This is a genomic window from Thalassotalea montiporae, from assembly GCF_053485855.1.
This window is the reverse complement of the sequence record NZ_JBQRUO010000001.1, coordinates 843,714-858,199: the sequence shown is the minus strand read 5'-3', so window position 1 is coordinate 858,199 and position 14,486 is coordinate 843,714. Positions and strand designations below refer to the sequence as shown.

13 protein-coding genes are annotated in these 14,486 nt (G+C 42.6%); 5 read left to right on the top strand and 8 right to left on the bottom strand.

Going from position 1 to position 14,486, the window contains the following annotated elements; translation table 11 throughout:
- Window positions 1-18 precede the first annotated feature (18 nt).
- The 7 genes from ACSLUR_RS03680 to ACSLUR_RS03650 form a co-directional block, all read right to left on the bottom strand.
- Window positions 19-1,101 (bottom strand): 3-deoxy-7-phosphoheptulonate synthase, encoded by a 1,083-nt coding sequence (locus ACSLUR_RS03680; protein ID WP_448551905.1) that lies wholly within the window; start codon window positions 1,099-1,101, stop codon window positions 19-21.
- Window positions 1,102-1,608: 507 nt separating this feature from the next.
- The gene (gene glyA, locus ACSLUR_RS03675) at window positions 1,609-2,865 is read right to left on the bottom strand and encodes a serine hydroxymethyltransferase (RefSeq protein WP_116014624.1); all 1,257 of its coding nucleotides are present in this window, start codon (window positions 2,863-2,865) and stop codon (window positions 1,609-1,611) included.
- 313 nt (window positions 2,866-3,178) lie between these two features.
- Complete coding sequence (locus ACSLUR_RS03670) at window positions 3,179-3,799, bottom strand: hypothetical protein (RefSeq protein ID WP_448551902.1); 621 nt, start codon at window positions 3,797-3,799, stop codon at window positions 3,179-3,181.
- Entirely contained in the window at window positions 3,799-4,425 is a 627-nt protein-coding gene (locus tag ACSLUR_RS03665) for an RNA polymerase sigma factor (RefSeq protein WP_448551900.1), read from the bottom strand. The genes ACSLUR_RS03670 and ACSLUR_RS03665 overlap by 1 nt, the downstream gene beginning before the upstream one ends.
- Before the next feature lie 26 nt (window positions 4,426-4,451).
- Window positions 4,452-5,627, bottom strand: a complete 1,176-nt coding sequence (locus ACSLUR_RS03660) for an ABC transporter permease (protein WP_448551898.1) — start codon at window positions 5,625-5,627, stop codon at window positions 4,452-4,454.
- The gene (locus ACSLUR_RS03655) at window positions 5,627-6,364 is read right to left on the bottom strand and encodes an ABC transporter ATP-binding protein (protein WP_448551896.1); all 738 of its coding nucleotides are present in this window, start codon (window positions 6,362-6,364) and stop codon (window positions 5,627-5,629) included. The genes ACSLUR_RS03660 and ACSLUR_RS03655 overlap by 1 nt, the downstream gene beginning before the upstream one ends.
- 9 nt (window positions 6,365-6,373) lie before the next feature.
- Window positions 6,374-7,867 (bottom strand): alpha/beta hydrolase, encoded by a 1,494-nt coding sequence (locus tag ACSLUR_RS03650; RefSeq protein WP_448551893.1) that lies wholly within the window; start codon window positions 7,865-7,867, stop codon window positions 6,374-6,376.
- Between the two features lie 296 nt (window positions 7,868-8,163).
- Between ACSLUR_RS03650 and ACSLUR_RS03645 the strand changes: the two genes are divergently transcribed.
- Together ACSLUR_RS03645 and ACSLUR_RS03640 are read left to right on the top strand one after the other, a co-directional pair.
- Entirely contained in the window at window positions 8,164-8,607 is a 444-nt protein-coding gene (locus ACSLUR_RS03645; protein ID WP_448551891.1) for a hypothetical protein, read from the top strand.
- A gap of 210 nt (window positions 8,608-8,817) precedes the next feature.
- Window positions 8,818-9,036 carry an EF-hand domain-containing protein gene (locus ACSLUR_RS03640; protein WP_115999398.1) on the top strand — a complete coding sequence of 73 codons (219 nt, stop codon included), beginning with the start codon at window positions 8,818-8,820 and terminating at the stop codon, window positions 9,034-9,036.
- A 166-nt stretch (window positions 9,037-9,202) separates the two neighbouring features.
- On the opposite strand, the gene ACSLUR_RS03635 is transcribed toward ACSLUR_RS03640, so the two are convergent.
- Window positions 9,203-10,642: an NAD-dependent succinate-semialdehyde dehydrogenase gene (locus tag ACSLUR_RS03635; protein ID WP_448551888.1), complete on the bottom strand. Its 1,440-nt coding sequence runs from the start codon at window positions 10,640-10,642 to the stop codon at window positions 9,203-9,205.
- 436 nt (window positions 10,643-11,078) lie between these two features.
- Between ACSLUR_RS03635 and ACSLUR_RS03630 the strand changes: the two genes are divergently transcribed.
- From ACSLUR_RS03630 to ggt, 3 genes are all read left to right on the top strand, one after another.
- Window positions 11,079-11,615: a cytochrome b gene (locus ACSLUR_RS03630; protein WP_116014634.1), complete on the top strand. Its 537-nt coding sequence runs from the start codon at window positions 11,079-11,081 to the stop codon at window positions 11,613-11,615.
- A 187-nt stretch (window positions 11,616-11,802) separates the two neighbouring features.
- Window positions 11,803-12,360 (top strand): YceI family protein, encoded by a 558-nt coding sequence (locus ACSLUR_RS03625; RefSeq protein WP_448551886.1) that lies wholly within the window; start codon window positions 11,803-11,805, stop codon window positions 12,358-12,360.
- Window positions 12,361-12,721: 361 nt separating this feature from the next.
- Window positions 12,722-14,485 carry a gamma-glutamyltransferase gene (ggt, locus tag ACSLUR_RS03620; protein WP_448551884.1) on the top strand — a complete coding sequence of 588 codons (1,764 nt, stop codon included), beginning with the start codon at window positions 12,722-12,724 and terminating at the stop codon, window positions 14,483-14,485.
- The last annotated feature ends 1 nt before the right edge of the window (window position 14,486 follow it).

Below are 14,486 nucleotides of genomic sequence, written 5' to 3'. Positions count from 1 at the left end.
CAGCAGCAAGAATGCCAATTAAGCAATTCTTGCTTTTAACACGCCGGCTAATTTAGCATCGGCTTGCGCAAACAACGCCTCTGTTGTTGCAAAATCAATACAAGCATCAGTAACCGACACACCGTATTTCAGCTCATTTTTTGGTAAGTTTGCGCTTTGATTGCCAGCATTGATATGGCTTTCTAACATAATACCAATAATTGACTTGTTGCCTTCACAAATTTGGTTAACCACATTGTCTGCAACCAAAGGTTGGCGGCTGTAGTCTTTGTTTGAATTACCGTGGCTACAGTCAACGACAATTGCTGGTTCAAGTTTTTGGTTCACTAAGTCTTGTTCACATAAAGCAACATTGACTGAATCGTAGTTAGGTTGCTTACCACCACGTAAAATAACATGACCATCTGGGTTACCAGAAGTTTTGATAAGCGCCACTTGCCCTTGCTTGTTAATGCCCATAAAACGATGGGAAGACGCCGCTGAGTGCATCGCATTAATGGCGACATCTAAGCTACCATTGGTACCATTTTTAAAGCCGATCGGCATAGATAAACCACTGGCCATTTCACGGTGAGTTTGAGATTCGGTAGTACGCGCACCAATGGCTGACCAGCTAAATAGCTCCGCTAGGTATTGTGGACTAATTGGGTCTAGCGCCTCTGTTGCAAGTGGTAAGCCAAGCTCTGTTAAGTAGAGCAGCAATTCACGGGCTTTGCGCAGACCTGTTTCGACATCAAATGAGCCATCCATATGTGGGTCGTTAATCAACCCTTTCCAGCCAACAGTTGTTCTTGGCTTTTCAAAGTAAACACGCATCACAACAAACAAGCTGTCTTGGTATTTGTCATGCATTGCTTTTAAATTACGGGCGTACTCTTTCGCCGCTTCAATGTCGTGAATTGAACATGGACCACTGATCACTAATAAGCGATGGTCTTTCTTGTGAATAATGTTTGAAATGGTACGGCGCGAAGCTTTAACAAATTCACGCCCCTCTTCACTTAGCGGCAGTTCGTTGCGCAATTGTTCAGGTGTGATCAATACCTCTTCGGCATTAACGTGAATGTCGTTCAAGGTCTTTACATGTGGTTGTGTGCCCATAATCGTTTCCAGTGAAGTCGTTAATTAAAATAAATTATAGAGTAAAGGTGTCAGTAAGCGACGCGTTAAAAAGCCTAAATTGCGGCCTTTTATTTTAAACGCTTACCTTACAAAAAGAGGTAGAGCGGTAATATCGATAACTTTTTAACATTTCAATAGTGCTCAGTTTGTTCAGTTGATCTGTTTGGCTTTAAACCAAATTGAATAGTGTCTTGGCTTACAAAGAACTGTACAACGAAATAATAATTTCACTGTTTAAGTTACTGCTAGCCTAAGCTAATTTGAGGCCATGATAGCCAGCACCGTTACGGTTGTAAAGTTTTATTTTCAGCAATTGTACACATATAATTACACTCTATTATTTGGCACTATACTTTAGGCGACAAAAATTTTAGGCAATAAAAAAGGCCACCGAAGTGACCTTTTTCAAAAAACTTAACGCAATTTATATCGCGTTTTGCCTATATCTTAGTCATATACCTTACTCATAGAGCTTAGGCATACACTTTACGCGTATACAGGGAAGCGTGAACAAATTTCTTGAACTTGTTCACGAACCTTAGCGTTAACATCTTCGTTTTCAATATCATCTAAAATATCGCAAATCCAACCCGTCAACTGCTTAGTCTCTTCAACACCAAAACCACGGCGCGTAATAGCTGGCGTACCTAAACGTAAACCAGAGGTAACAAACGGTGAGCGAGGATCGTTTGGCACAGAGTTTTTATTTACTGTGATATGTGCGCGACCTAAGGCTGCGTCAGCATCCTTACCAGTGATATCTTTATCGATAAGGTCTAACAACAATAAGTGGTTTTCTGTGCCATTTGACACAACTTTGTAACCGCGTTCTTGAAGTACAGATACCATCGCTTTGGCGTTATCTAAAACACCTTGTTGGTATGCTTTAAACTCAGGCTGTAATGCTTCTTTAAACGCTACAGCTTTTGCAGCAATCACGTGCATTAATGGACCACCTTGGCCGCCTGGGAATACCGCAGAGTTTAGTTTTTTGTAAACGTCTTCATCACCACAACCAGAAACAATCAAGCCACCGCGTGGGCCTGCAAGTGTTTTGTGAGTAGTTGTTGTAACAACATGAGCATGTGGTACTGGGTTTGGATACAAGCCAGCAGCAACAAGACCAGCAACATGTGCCATATCCACCATAAAGTAAGCATCTACTTTATCAGCGATTTCACGCATGCGAGCCCAATCAACAACACCAGAGAATGCTGAGAACCCCCCGATGATCATCTCAGGCTTGTGCTCAAGCGCTAAACGCTCAACTTCTTCGTAATCGATATCACCAGTTTCTGGATGTAAACCGTATTGAATTGCTTCGTACAATTTACCAGAGAAGTTAACGTGTGAGCCGTGAGTTAAATGACCACCGTGAGCCAAGCTCATACCTAACACTTTAGCGCCTGGTGTCACTAATGCTTGGAATACCGCAGCGTTAGCTTGTGAACCAGCGTGTGGTTGCACGTTCGCGTAATCTGCACCAAATAATTCTTTAGCACGCTCAATCGCTAATTGCTCTGCTTTATCAACATGCTCACAACCACCGTAGTAACGCTTACCTGGGTAGCCTTCGGCATACTTATTAGTTAGTTGTGAACCTTGCGCTTCAAGTACACGTGGGCTGGTGTAGTTCTCTGAGGCAATTAATTCGATGTGAGCTTCTTGGCGTGCTACTTCATCTTGCATTGACTGCCATAATTCCGCATCGAAATCAGCAATATTCATATCCCGAGTCAGCATGTTTTATCCTCTACAGTGATAACGTTGATAATGATTTTGAGGCAGAATATTCTGCCCGAACTAGGGTAATTTGTACACGATAAACCAGCGAAATTTGTGCGCTCGTTTATTCCAATATATTTGCAGGGAACAACTTGGTTATATGCAGTAATTCTAAGCGAAATATATTGCGCCCCGAAGCGAAACTTTACGCTAGGAGATTAGCTAACTATATAGAATAAGAGCAAAATAAAAAAGAGAATAAAAGCGCTTTAAAAAGAATTTAATTCAACATTGTTCACAAAGAGCAAAATTAAAATCAAATAAAAAATAATTAACCATTTATTATTTTATTTAACTCATTAAGCTCTTTAACCCGTTTGCGCTTGTATAGGTAGGCACCGACTAACATCACGACAATTAGCAAGTTAGCAAACAAATATGCCGGCCATACCGGCTTATCGCTGGTTTTGGAAATTTCCCAGATATACCAGTTACCAATCGGCAATATGGCGAAGCAACTAATTAGCCAAAGGTTGGCATATTGAATCGCCCCTTTAATACCACTGATATTTTTTTCAAACGCCTGCTTGGGGTCGCTGGCATCCATGCGCCAAGTTTTAATACGAATGTTGAACTCGATGATGGTATATATCAGTGATCCAAATGCCCCAAAGCTCAAATAAATGACGGTTGTCCAGTCGATAACTTGCTCGCTCAGCGAGTAAACAAGAGCACCAAACAATGAAATTGTCGCCAACACATCAAGCCCGAGTACAGTTTTTGCTGCTAGCGTACGCTTTTTCAACTTCTTAACCAGTTGAGTAATATCAACTTTTTCGTATGGTTGTGATTGCCAATCGTCAACTAATTCTGACCACTGTTCATCAAGTACACTCGGCTCGTCTCTTTGCATCTTGTGCAACTCAACGTTGGTTAGCTGCTTATCTGTCATTATGCCTCCAACAACTTCATCAAGGCCGTTTTGGCGCGCTGTAAACGAACGCCTACTAAGTTGACGCTAATCGACAAAATATCCGCCATTTCTTGATAGCTCATACCTTCAAGCGCCAGTGTCACAATTTGCTGCTGTTCGAAGTTAAGTTGCCGAATGGCTTGTCTAAGACGTTGCTGCCTTTGCGCTTTATCAAGAGATTGATAAGGGGTTGAACTAGCATCAGTGAGTGGTTGGTCATCAAGTTCGCTATCGGCTTTTACCGTTCGAACCGCTTTGGCTACATGGGTGGCTAAAATATTGTGAGCAATTTTAGCGACAAAGGTTTTTACCGATGCTTGGCCTTTAAATTTAGGTAAGGCTTGCCAAATGTTAAGCGCGATTTCCTGAAAGAGCTCTTCTTGAATTGCTGGCTTAGCCTCAAAGCCCATAATGATATGTTTAAGCATTTTTTCATGCGAATCCATCCATTGCATGAAGGTTTGCTGGTGGCTCAAAAGACTTTCCTTAGAACGGTGATTAGTGCAGCGAATATGACTATTTTCAGATAACACTGACGCACTTTCAGATGTGCCAGCACTCGGTATTACTGAATAATCATTATTATTAGCAACTAACTGTATCATATGAAAAATCTCTAAGCCACGCTGGTTTAGCTAAGCGCCATGACCACTTTTTCTGATTTCAGCTTTTGTGCCAATGTCATTACCAACACTGCAGATAATGCAACTGTGGTGACACTGGTAAAGGCAAATGCCGACCAGTTAATTGCCAAACCTTTAAACAAGTCTTCCATGATGATGGATTGACCGGCAACTGGCAGCCAATCAAGCCACATTGGTCTATCGTCAATAAACATCAAAATAAAAGGTACAAAGGCTGGCAGCATAATCAGCATAGTGACGGTTGATTGCGCCTCTTTAAAACTTTTCGCTTGGAACGAGAAGAATAGCTGTAACGCTGCCGCCAAAATACAAATTGGAATCAACAGGCCAAGTAAGGCAACAAACATGTAAAGGTCAATGCTAAAGGTTGCACCAATTTTTGACAGATCCACAAAACCGATTGAGATTGAGGTAACAACCAACATTAAGATAATCGATAAAATTGAGATAGATGCAGAGCAAGACAACTTGGCCAGTACGATTTTGGTGGTACTTACCGGCTGACATAGCAACATTTCTAAAACGTTACGCTCACGCTCACCCGCACTTGAATCAATCGCAATCGACAAGCCCGACATAAAGGCGCCCATTAATAGGTACAAGCCCAACATAATGCTAATCATCATGGCATTGCTGCTTGGCTGAGCGCGATCTTGTTCCACTAAATTAAGTGGCTGTAGAATGCGAACATCAACACCGCGCATAATCAAACGCTTGTAGCCAATCGCTCGGGCGTGGTCGCGCACCACATCTTTAATACGACGAATCGGCGCTAGGCTTGGCTTGTCACTGTAGTCGGCATTAAGCACAACATTAATGATCTTACCCTCAATCATGTCCTGACCATAAGTTTCAGGAATGGTGATGGTAATACCGCGCTCTTGCCAAATTCGCAGATCACTTTCTTCGGCTTCTGCTAACGGTAAAATATTCTCGTCCGCTAAATCTTTAACAAGTTTAGGGGCATATTCAGCACCGACAAACTCTGCATACACAGGCGGTTTATCGACCATTTCTTTGATCATGGTTTTTGACATCACCATAATCATCACCGGCGCTAACAACGACATACTAAACGCCACCATCATCGCGCGCTTGTCACGAAACGCTTCTTTGAACTCTTTGATGATTAGCGCCTTCAATTGGCTAAATCCTGCACTCATTAGGCTGCCACTCCTTCGTCTGAACCAATTAATTTTACAAAAGCTTCTTCCAGTTGGCTTTCTCCTGCTAACTGACAAAGCTCCTCTGGTGTGCCTTCTGCCGCCAATCGACCATTAGCGACAATAACCACGCGATCACATAGCGCAGCAACTTCTTGCATGACATGCGAAGAGAACAAAATGCAGTGTCCTTGCTCTTTAAAGCGACGTAAATAATCGCGAAGAATTCGTGTACTCATCACATCCAAGCCGCGAGTTGGCTCATCCAAGACAAAGTTCTTTGGCTGATGCACTAACGCTTGTGCCAAGGTCACTTTCATGCGTTGACCTTGCGAGAAACCTTGTGTTTTACGATGTGCTAACTCTTCCATTTCAAGGTCTTTAAGAATTTGCTCAATTGACGCTTTCTTTTTGGCTCCAGATAAACCGTGAATACTGGCGAAATAGTCAATTTGCTCATAAGCCGTTAAGCGCTCATACAAACCAAATTTATCTGGAAATATCCCCAACTGAGCACGCGCTAAAATCGGTTGTTCTAGCGCACTGATACCATCAATAGTAGCAATACCCTCATCCGCTTTTAGCAAGCCATAAAGGGTTCGTAAGCAGGTGGTTTTACCTGCGCCATTTGGCCCCAATATGCCGGTGATCTCGCCATCATTGGCAGTAAAAGATAAACCGTCTAATGCCTTGACGGTTTTACCAAAGGTTTTATGTAAATTTTCAACTTTGATCATGCTCGTTCCTTAAGTATTGCCGTTAAGACTGGTCATAAATGTTTCGGCGGGTAATTCAGCTAAGCAGCTCGCGTCTAAGCCTTCTAAATCCAGCTCATCAATAAATTTAGCTACTAGCCCAACGCCACAATCGTTAACCGCAACAATATGCGATAAATGCTCAGCAACAATATGACGACTGTTTGCTAACATCTGATCCGCTCGCTCGCCATTTTCAGGTGGTGTCACAGGGTCTAAGTTACCAGACAAAATTAAGGTTGGAATGTCACTTTTTACAGGCTCATAAAAGCTAGCTTCAGGACGGTATTTTGGCCATAAGGGGCAAACTAATCGAACACCACGATGACTGATGTTGCGAGCAAATTGATTGCTTGCATCGGCTTGCCAATCTTGTTCCGCGATCAAAGGGAAATCTTCATTACAGGCAATATTCATTAGCAAGTTAGTATAAACAGATCCACGCGGCTGTTTTTCATCCGCTTGGGCAAGTACACCAACGAATGGCATAAAGTTACCTTGCGCCGCCTGATTGATTACCAGTGGCATCATGCTACGCCCAGTCAAGCTATAGAGTTGTTGTTGAATCGTTGAAACAAATTTGTCAGCATCAATAATTAGCTTGGTAGCTGTGCCCAAGCGAGGATGTGGAATGGTTAATTCAACCGGCTTTGCCACTAACTCAGCAAACACTTTTTGGTAATCTTGATCTAAGTTTGGAAAAGCCTTTTGGCAGCTCTCTTCCGCCTGACAATTGCTTAATAATAATTCATAAGAACGGGCACCACTTTGACCGAATAAACCAATGCGCATATCGAGTGGGGCAACACTGTCTAACACCGCACTATTGAGGCTCTCGGGGAACATGCGCATATAAATCATTGCAGCTCGCGTGCCATACGAACCACCGTAAACGTTAATTTTTTCATGGCCTAATGCAGCGCGCACTGCATCAAAGTCGCGAATCGCATTTTCTGAATTGTATTGGCTAAGGTCTTGAGTAAAGTCAGCGATACAATCTTCTACTTCAGTCACTTCGAAATCGAACGTCAGTGACTCATAAACACTTTGGGCGGTAAACGCTTCATCATCGCATTTAAGTTGAGATGATTGCCCCGTTCCACGCTGGTCGACCAAAATAATGTCATGCGTTTTGCGTACTTCGTAAAAGCGATTGCGCAGCATCGCTGCCAACTCTGTTGCCGCCTGCCCTGGCCCGCCCGCTAAAAACATTAAGGGAATTTTGTTGTTTGAATTATCAATTGCCGGCAACACCGTAAAATGTAAGTCAATTTGTTGACCTGCTGGCATTTGGTAATTTTCTGGCACAGTCAAAGTACCACATTTGATTTGCTCTTTTATGCCATCAACATGACAATTTTCGATAGACAGGTTTGACCGTGAAGATATTGACGATGTTTGCTCCGCGCTTGTCATCATCGAACTTGTCAGCAGTCCAGAGGCTAATAGGGCTGAACAAACGACTTTACGTTTTAATTTCCACATTATTATTTTAAATCCCTTGTTAATACTAAAGTAAATATTAAGGCTCTACTTAATCGCAATCAGTAACAGACTGAAGTAACAGAAAGAACTAACACGCCTACTAGTCTGTTCTTTTTGGAATTTATTACAGCCAACTGTAAAAAATAATAAAAAAGGAATTAGTGAATTAAAGACAAGCTAATCGCAACGTTATTCAACGGCTATATGCGCTAGTAAAGCAAAGCACGTAAAACTTTACGAAATTGTCAGCTAAAATTGAACTAATAGCCCGTAACAACAGGTGTTAAAGAGGTTTTGTGAAAGTTATTGAGAAAGGTGAATTGCTGATTGTTTCTAGCTATCCTTGCAAACTAGCCATTGCATGTCTCGCCGTGGAGTCACTGACCTTATTTACCACACTACATCAGCAGTTATCGCTTGCGGCTATTTTACTGGGCTTCTTTGTCCCGACCATTTGTTTACTCGTGCTTGATTTCAAACTGTCTATCTTTGATAGCACCAGTCGTAAATTGCTGATCAGCCAGTTTTCATTGCGAGGCAAGCGCCGTGTCTTGCTAACATTTGACGATATCAAGGAAGTTCGCACACAAACTCATCAAGGGCTTAAAGGTAATCGCAATGCGGGTGTAGTGGCAGTGTTCACAGCAGAAAACTTTTACCCGATTACAACGCTGACTGATAGCAATTATCGGCAACAAACAGCGCTAATCAATAGAATAGAACAGTTATGCCTTGGCTAAGCTAGGCTAAGCAGCAGTTAATTCTTACCCTTTCAATAAGCATGAAAAGACAATCTAATAGTGATAGAAACGACCAAATTAGCGTCTAACTGCTATAGATTTGCTCAGGTACTGCTACGACCAATCAGAAAATTGAAATAATTCATTCCATTATCTCGCTAGACGCGATAAAGTTTTAATCCTGTTTTTACCTGGCATTAAGAGAGTGTTATGGAACTTAACCAATGGGTAGACGAGCTATTTGAAGTATTTGACGAAGATCGCGATGGCATGATTAACCGTAGCGAGTTCGTTGAACTGATTGACTGTTTGTTACAAGACAAAGGTATTCGCATGTGTGAGAGTATCTTTAAGCGTTTTGATAAAAACCACGACAACGCAATCTCCAAAGAGGAGCTGCGCGAAATGGTAATTGAATTAGCCTTGTAAATGGCTAATTCACCTTTGCGTTAACTATCAGCGCTTTGCATATTCCACTATCGTGATTTGCTCGCAAAAAACTTAATGAGCACTTGAATAAGTTAATAAAAAGCACAACACCATCCTTGGCTGTTTCACCGCTTATTTATCATCAACAATCCAATATTTTGAATAGCTAATCGGATAAGCTTCCCAAGCATAAGTACTTAGTCACTAAGTAATCATCCAATCCATATTTAGAACCCTCACGGCCAAAGCCTGACTGCTTGATACCACCAAATGGCGCAACCGCATTTGAGATCACAGTATCGTTAATCCCGACCATGCCGAATGCCAACTGTTCTGCGACTCGCCATATCCGGCGAATGTTTTCACTGTAAAAGTAGGCAGCTAAGCCAACCTCAACAGCATTAGCACTGCTAATAACCTCGGCCTCGTCATCGAAACCAATAATCGGCGATATAGGGCCAAATATTTCTTCTCCCGCCACAGACATTTCATCAGTCACGTTAGTGAGTACAGTAGGTTCGAAAAAGTTACTTTTTGATACAGCACGACCACCAGCAACTAAGGTTGCGCCCATCGCTAAGCTGTCATCGATAAGACTTTGCATGCGATCAACCGCTTTTGCTGAAATTAACGGGCCAACATCGATGCCTTCACGCAACCCATCACCTAACTTCAACTGCTTTACCGCTGCGACATATCGCTCAGTAAACTGCTCACGTATACGGTTGTGCACGTAAATACGGTTAGTGCAGATACAAGTTTGCCCAGCATTGCGATATTTAGATTGAATCGCGCCCTGCACCGCTAATTCAAGATCGGCATCGTCAAAAACAATCAACGGCGCATTACCACCAAGCTCCATAGAAACCTTTTTGATCCCTTGGCTACATTGGCTCATCAACAATTTGCCCACTTGGGTTGAACCGGTAAAAGTAAACTTAGCTACCTTGGGGTGCGTTGTTAACACTTCGCCCACTGCTTGCGCTTGCTCAGACACAATAACATTGAAAACACCAGCAGGAATGCCCGCTTGTTCCGCCAGCGCAGCCAGCGCCAATGCCGAAAGTGGTGTTTGCGGGTCAGGACGAACCACAAAACTGCAACCTGCGGCTAGTGCAGCTGCAGCCTTTCGCATGATCATCGCATTGGGAAAATTCCACGGGGTGATCGCTGTCACCACACCAACCGGTTGCTTCAGCACCAATAAACGTTGGCTGTCGTTGGTTTGCGGAATAATATCACCGTAAACTCGCTTACCTTCTTCAGCAAACCATTGCAGAAATGATGCACCGTAGCTAACTTCTCCCTTTGCTTCTGCCAGCGGTTTACCTTGCTCTAACGTCAATAAACGGGCAAGTTCATCTTGATGTTCCATGATCAAAGCAAACCAACTAAGCATAAGATCTGCTCGTTGTTGCGCAGTTTTTTTAGACCAACTCGGCATTGCCGAATAGGCTGCCTCAACTGCCGTCACAGCACCAGCAGCTCCAGCATCATAGACTTCAATCACCGTTTGGTTGTTAGCTGGGTTTGTTACTGGAAACAATTGCTCACTTGGCAGCCATTGCCCCGCAATAAAGGAACATTGACGAATAAGATTATCCATAGAAAGCTTCTTAACAGAATAAGTAGAAAAGAAAAGATTAGCCATTTTATCGTTAGTCATTAGCCGACACCAGTTTGAATCACATTCGAACAACCTTTACAGAGAATTTACAAATGAGACTATCCCACGACTCGTTTCAATAACTTAAGATAAGCATCGAGCGATATTTTTTTATAGGCTAATGTAAAGAAATGCAAAGATGCCTGCTAAGCTGCAATCAAATGGCTAGCACTTAGGTCATTTAGCTCGTCCTTTGCGTTATATAACTTTCGCGCTTGCAAAGGTGAATACAAGCAAACACAAAATTGTGAATTGGTATAAATTGCGGTTTGCAGATAAACACCAATAATTGAAATCTTAATGCGAACGGCGCTGAGAGCTTAAATTCAGCGGTATGTAATACTAATTGAAATAAAGGTTAATGAGGAAAGTCGAGATGTTAAAAGACAGTGAAAGCCAATACGGCATAGTCTCCAAATTCTTTCACTGGTTAAGTGCTATTGTGGTCATTGGCTTGTTTGCCGTTGGCTTTTGGATGGTTGATTTAAGCTATTACAGCCAATGGTACAAAACCGCACCACATTGGCATAAAAGTATCGGAATTTTGCTATTGATCGCGACCTTTATGCGTTTGCTGTGGAAACTTTTAACACCATCACCAAAGGCCGTTCAATCTACCTCTGCAAGTTTACAAAAAGCAGCTACTATCATGCACTACCTGCTTTATCTGCTGCTTATTTTAATAATGACCAGTGGTTATTTGATCTCAACCGCAGACGGTAGAGCCATAGAAGTTTTCACTTGGTTTAATGTCGGCTCGCTTGGTGAACTGTTTGCAAACCAAGAAGACATTGCCGGCGTAGTACACGAATATTTGGCATACACACTAATTGCATTAGTTGTTGTACACGCATTGGCGGCATTAAAGCATCATTTCATCGACAAAGATGAAACGCTACGTCGAATGATTTAACGAGAATGTCTGAAGGCAATGTCTAAACGCAATTAATCGAAGAATTTTGCTTGGAAAACAACCTGCCTTACAGCAGTAGCTGCGGGCAAAAAAACTAACCTGCTTTTTGGCGTTAGCTCACTGATATTAAATGTATTAACTAATGAGTACACCACCAAGCGTACAAAAGTAAATAGGAAATAATTCCATGAAAAAACTAGCTTTAGCAGTGCTATTGAGCGCTGCAACTACATTACCAACAATGGCAGCCGACTATGTGATTGACACTAAAGGCGCGCATGCCGCGATTAATTTCAAAGTCAGTCATTTAGGTTATAGCTATGTTACTGGTCGCTTTAACAAGTTTTCAGGTAACTTTAGCTATGACGCCAATAAAGTTGCTGACAGTAAAATTATGTTAAAAATCGACACTAGTAGCGTCGATTCAAACCACGCTGAGCGTGACAAGCATATTCGCAACGACGACTTCCTTGATGTTAGTAAGTTTGCAACAGCAGAGTTTGTTAGCACTAAAGTAGAAGACTTAGGTAACAACAAACTCAAAATTACCGGCACCCTAACTCTGCAGGGCATGGACAAAGAAATTGTGATTGATGCCGTTAAAGTTGGCGAAGGCAAAGATCCTTGGGGCGGCTACCGCGCAGGATTTGAAGGTTCAACGCAAATCGCAATGAAAGATTTCGGCTATAAAATGGACTTTGGTAATATTATGTTTGACCTGCATATTGAAGGTGTCCGTCAATAACCACTATTTAATGGGTATTGTATGACACGATACTAAAATATCTAGTATTCAAATGCCTAAGTTCTAATGCCTAAGTAGTAATACCTAAATATTAAAGCCTTACCAACTGGTGAGGCTTTTTTGATCTTGTACCTTCATGATTAGTAAGAACTTAGCAAAGCGCTAGATAATTCTTTCACACAATTCATTTAAATAGTTCCCTTAAATAACTCCTTCAAATAACTCATTCCCATCATAGTGATAACATCTTGAATAGCCCATAAATTGAACTTTATTGCCGACAAACGCTATATTAACAACAAGCCCAAATATGGAGTTCAACATGAAAATCTGCGCTTTTCCTTTAATTATCGGTATATCAATGGGTCTTTCTCTGGGTACGGCCACTGAAGCCAGCACTATCGTCGATGATGTAACCGGTAAAACCGTGACTTTACGGGAAGACGGCAGAGGCGACCGCGTTGTTGGCGCACCTTGGGCTACTCGCTCACCAGTGCTAGCGATGAATGGTATGGCAGCAACCTCTCACCCACTCGCCAGCCAAGTAGCAATCGACATATTAAAAGATGGCGGCAGCGCAATGGATGCGGCTATTGCTGCTAATGCAGCCATAGGACTCATGGAGCCAACGGGGAACGGTATCGGCGGCGATCTATTTGCGATTGTCTGGGACCCCAAAACCGAAAAGCTACACGGATTAAATGGCTCAGGGCGATCAGCCAAAGGACAAACTCTCGCTCAGTTAAAAGCGAAAATTGGTGATGTTTCGCAAATTCCAAACTGGGGAACGCCACCAGTGACAGTCCCCGGAACCGTTGACGCTTGGTTCGAACTTCACAAAAAATTTGGCAAGCTATCGATGGCGCAAAACCTAGCGCCAGCAATTGCTTATGCGAAGCAAGGATTTCCCGTTACAGAAGTTATCGCCTACTACATGGAAATCTATCAAAAACGCTATGAAAAACTACATAAAACGGGTGAAATTGAAGAAATTGCTAACTATCAAGCAACCTTCTTAATTAACGGCAAAGCACCAGTCGAAGGCCAAGTATTCAAGAACCCTGATTTAGCGAATACGCTGTCACAAATTGCTAAGGGTGGGCGCGACGCTTTTTATCAAGGTGAAATAGCCAAAACCATGGACGCCTACTTCAAACGCATAGGCGGCCCACTAAGGTATGAAGACTTTGCCAGCCACAGTAGTACTTGGGTTACACCAGTTTCTGTCAATTATCGTGGTTATGATGTTTGGGAGTTGCCGCCCAATGGCCAAGGTATTGCCGCACTGCAAATGCTCACTGTACTTGAAAATTTTGATTTAAATGCCATGGGGCACAATAGTTCAGACTATCTGCACGTCATGACCGAAGCGAAAAAGCTTGCCTTTGAAGACCGCGCCAGATTCTACGCAGATCCTGATTACCAAAACATCAACTTAGATTACTTGTTGTCAAAACAATATGGCAAAGCCAGAGCTAAGCTTATCGACATGAACAGCGCAGCCACGCAAGTTGAACATGGCGACCCTAAACTTATCGAAGGCGATACAATTTACCTAACAGTTGCCGATGCCAATGGCATGATGGTGAGCTTAATTCAAAGCAATTATCGCGGTATGGGCACAGGCTTAGTCGCTGATGGTCTGGGCTTTATTTTCCAAAACCGCGGCGCACAATACTCTCTAACCAAAGGCCACCCAAACGTTTACGCGCCAGCAAAGCGCCCTTTTCACACGATAATTCCGGCATTTATCACCAAAAACAATAAACCTTATATGAGCTTTGGCTTAATGGGTGGTGCGATGCAACCGCAAGGACATGTGCAAATGGTGACTAATATTGTCGATTTTGGCATGAATGTACAGCAAGCTGGTGATGCAGCTCGATTCCACCACAAAGGTTCAACATCGCCCACTTGGGAAGGCCGAATGAAAGATGGTGGTGTACTTGAGTTAGAAAGTGGCGTGACAGCAAGTGCAGTTAAAGAGTTGCAAAAACGCGGTCACAAAATACATATCACCAGTGGTCCTTTTGGTGGCTATCAAGCTATTCTAAAAGATCTTCAAACTGGGGTTTACCACGGTGCCAGCGAAATGCGCAAAGACGGACAAGCGCAAGGCTATTAAA

What these genes read in the sequence shown, in the direction of transcription:
- ACSLUR_RS03680 (WP_448551905.1), bottom strand. Translation starts at nt 1,101, where the DNA reads ATGGGCACACAACCACATGTAAAGACCTTGAACGACATTCACGTTAAT.
- glyA (WP_116014624.1), bottom strand. Translation starts at nt 2,865, where the DNA reads ATGCTGACTCGGGATATGAATATTGCTGATTTCGATGCGGAATTATGG.
- ACSLUR_RS03670 (WP_448551902.1), bottom strand. Translation starts at nt 3,799, where the DNA reads ATGACAGATAAGCAGCTAACCAACGTTGAGTTGCACAAGATGCAAAGA.
- ACSLUR_RS03665 (WP_448551900.1), bottom strand. Translation starts at nt 4,425, where the DNA reads ATGATACAGTTAGTTGCTAATAATAATGATTATTCAGTAATACCGAGT.
- ACSLUR_RS03660 (WP_448551898.1), bottom strand. Translation starts at nt 5,627, where the DNA reads ATGAGTGCAGGATTTAGCCAATTGAAGGCGCTAATCATCAAAGAGTTC.
- ACSLUR_RS03655 (WP_448551896.1), bottom strand. Translation starts at nt 6,364, where the DNA reads ATGATCAAAGTTGAAAATTTACATAAAACCTTTGGTAAAACCGTCAAG.
- ACSLUR_RS03650 (WP_448551893.1), bottom strand. Translation starts at nt 7,867, where the DNA reads ATGTGGAAATTAAAACGTAAAGTCGTTTGTTCAGCCCTATTAGCCTCT.
- ACSLUR_RS03640 (WP_115999398.1), top strand. Translation starts at nt 8,818, where the DNA reads ATGGAACTTAACCAATGGGTAGACGAGCTATTTGAAGTATTTGACGAA.
- ACSLUR_RS03635 (WP_448551888.1), bottom strand. Translation starts at nt 10,642, where the DNA reads ATGGATAATCTTATTCGTCAATGTTCCTTTATTGCGGGGCAATGGCTG.
- ACSLUR_RS03630 (WP_116014634.1), top strand. Translation starts at nt 11,079, where the DNA reads ATGTTAAAAGACAGTGAAAGCCAATACGGCATAGTCTCCAAATTCTTT.
- ACSLUR_RS03625 (WP_448551886.1), top strand. Translation starts at nt 11,803, where the DNA reads ATGAAAAAACTAGCTTTAGCAGTGCTATTGAGCGCTGCAACTACATTA.
- ggt (WP_448551884.1), top strand. Translation starts at nt 12,722, where the DNA reads ATGGGTCTTTCTCTGGGTACGGCCACTGAAGCCAGCACTATCGTCGAT.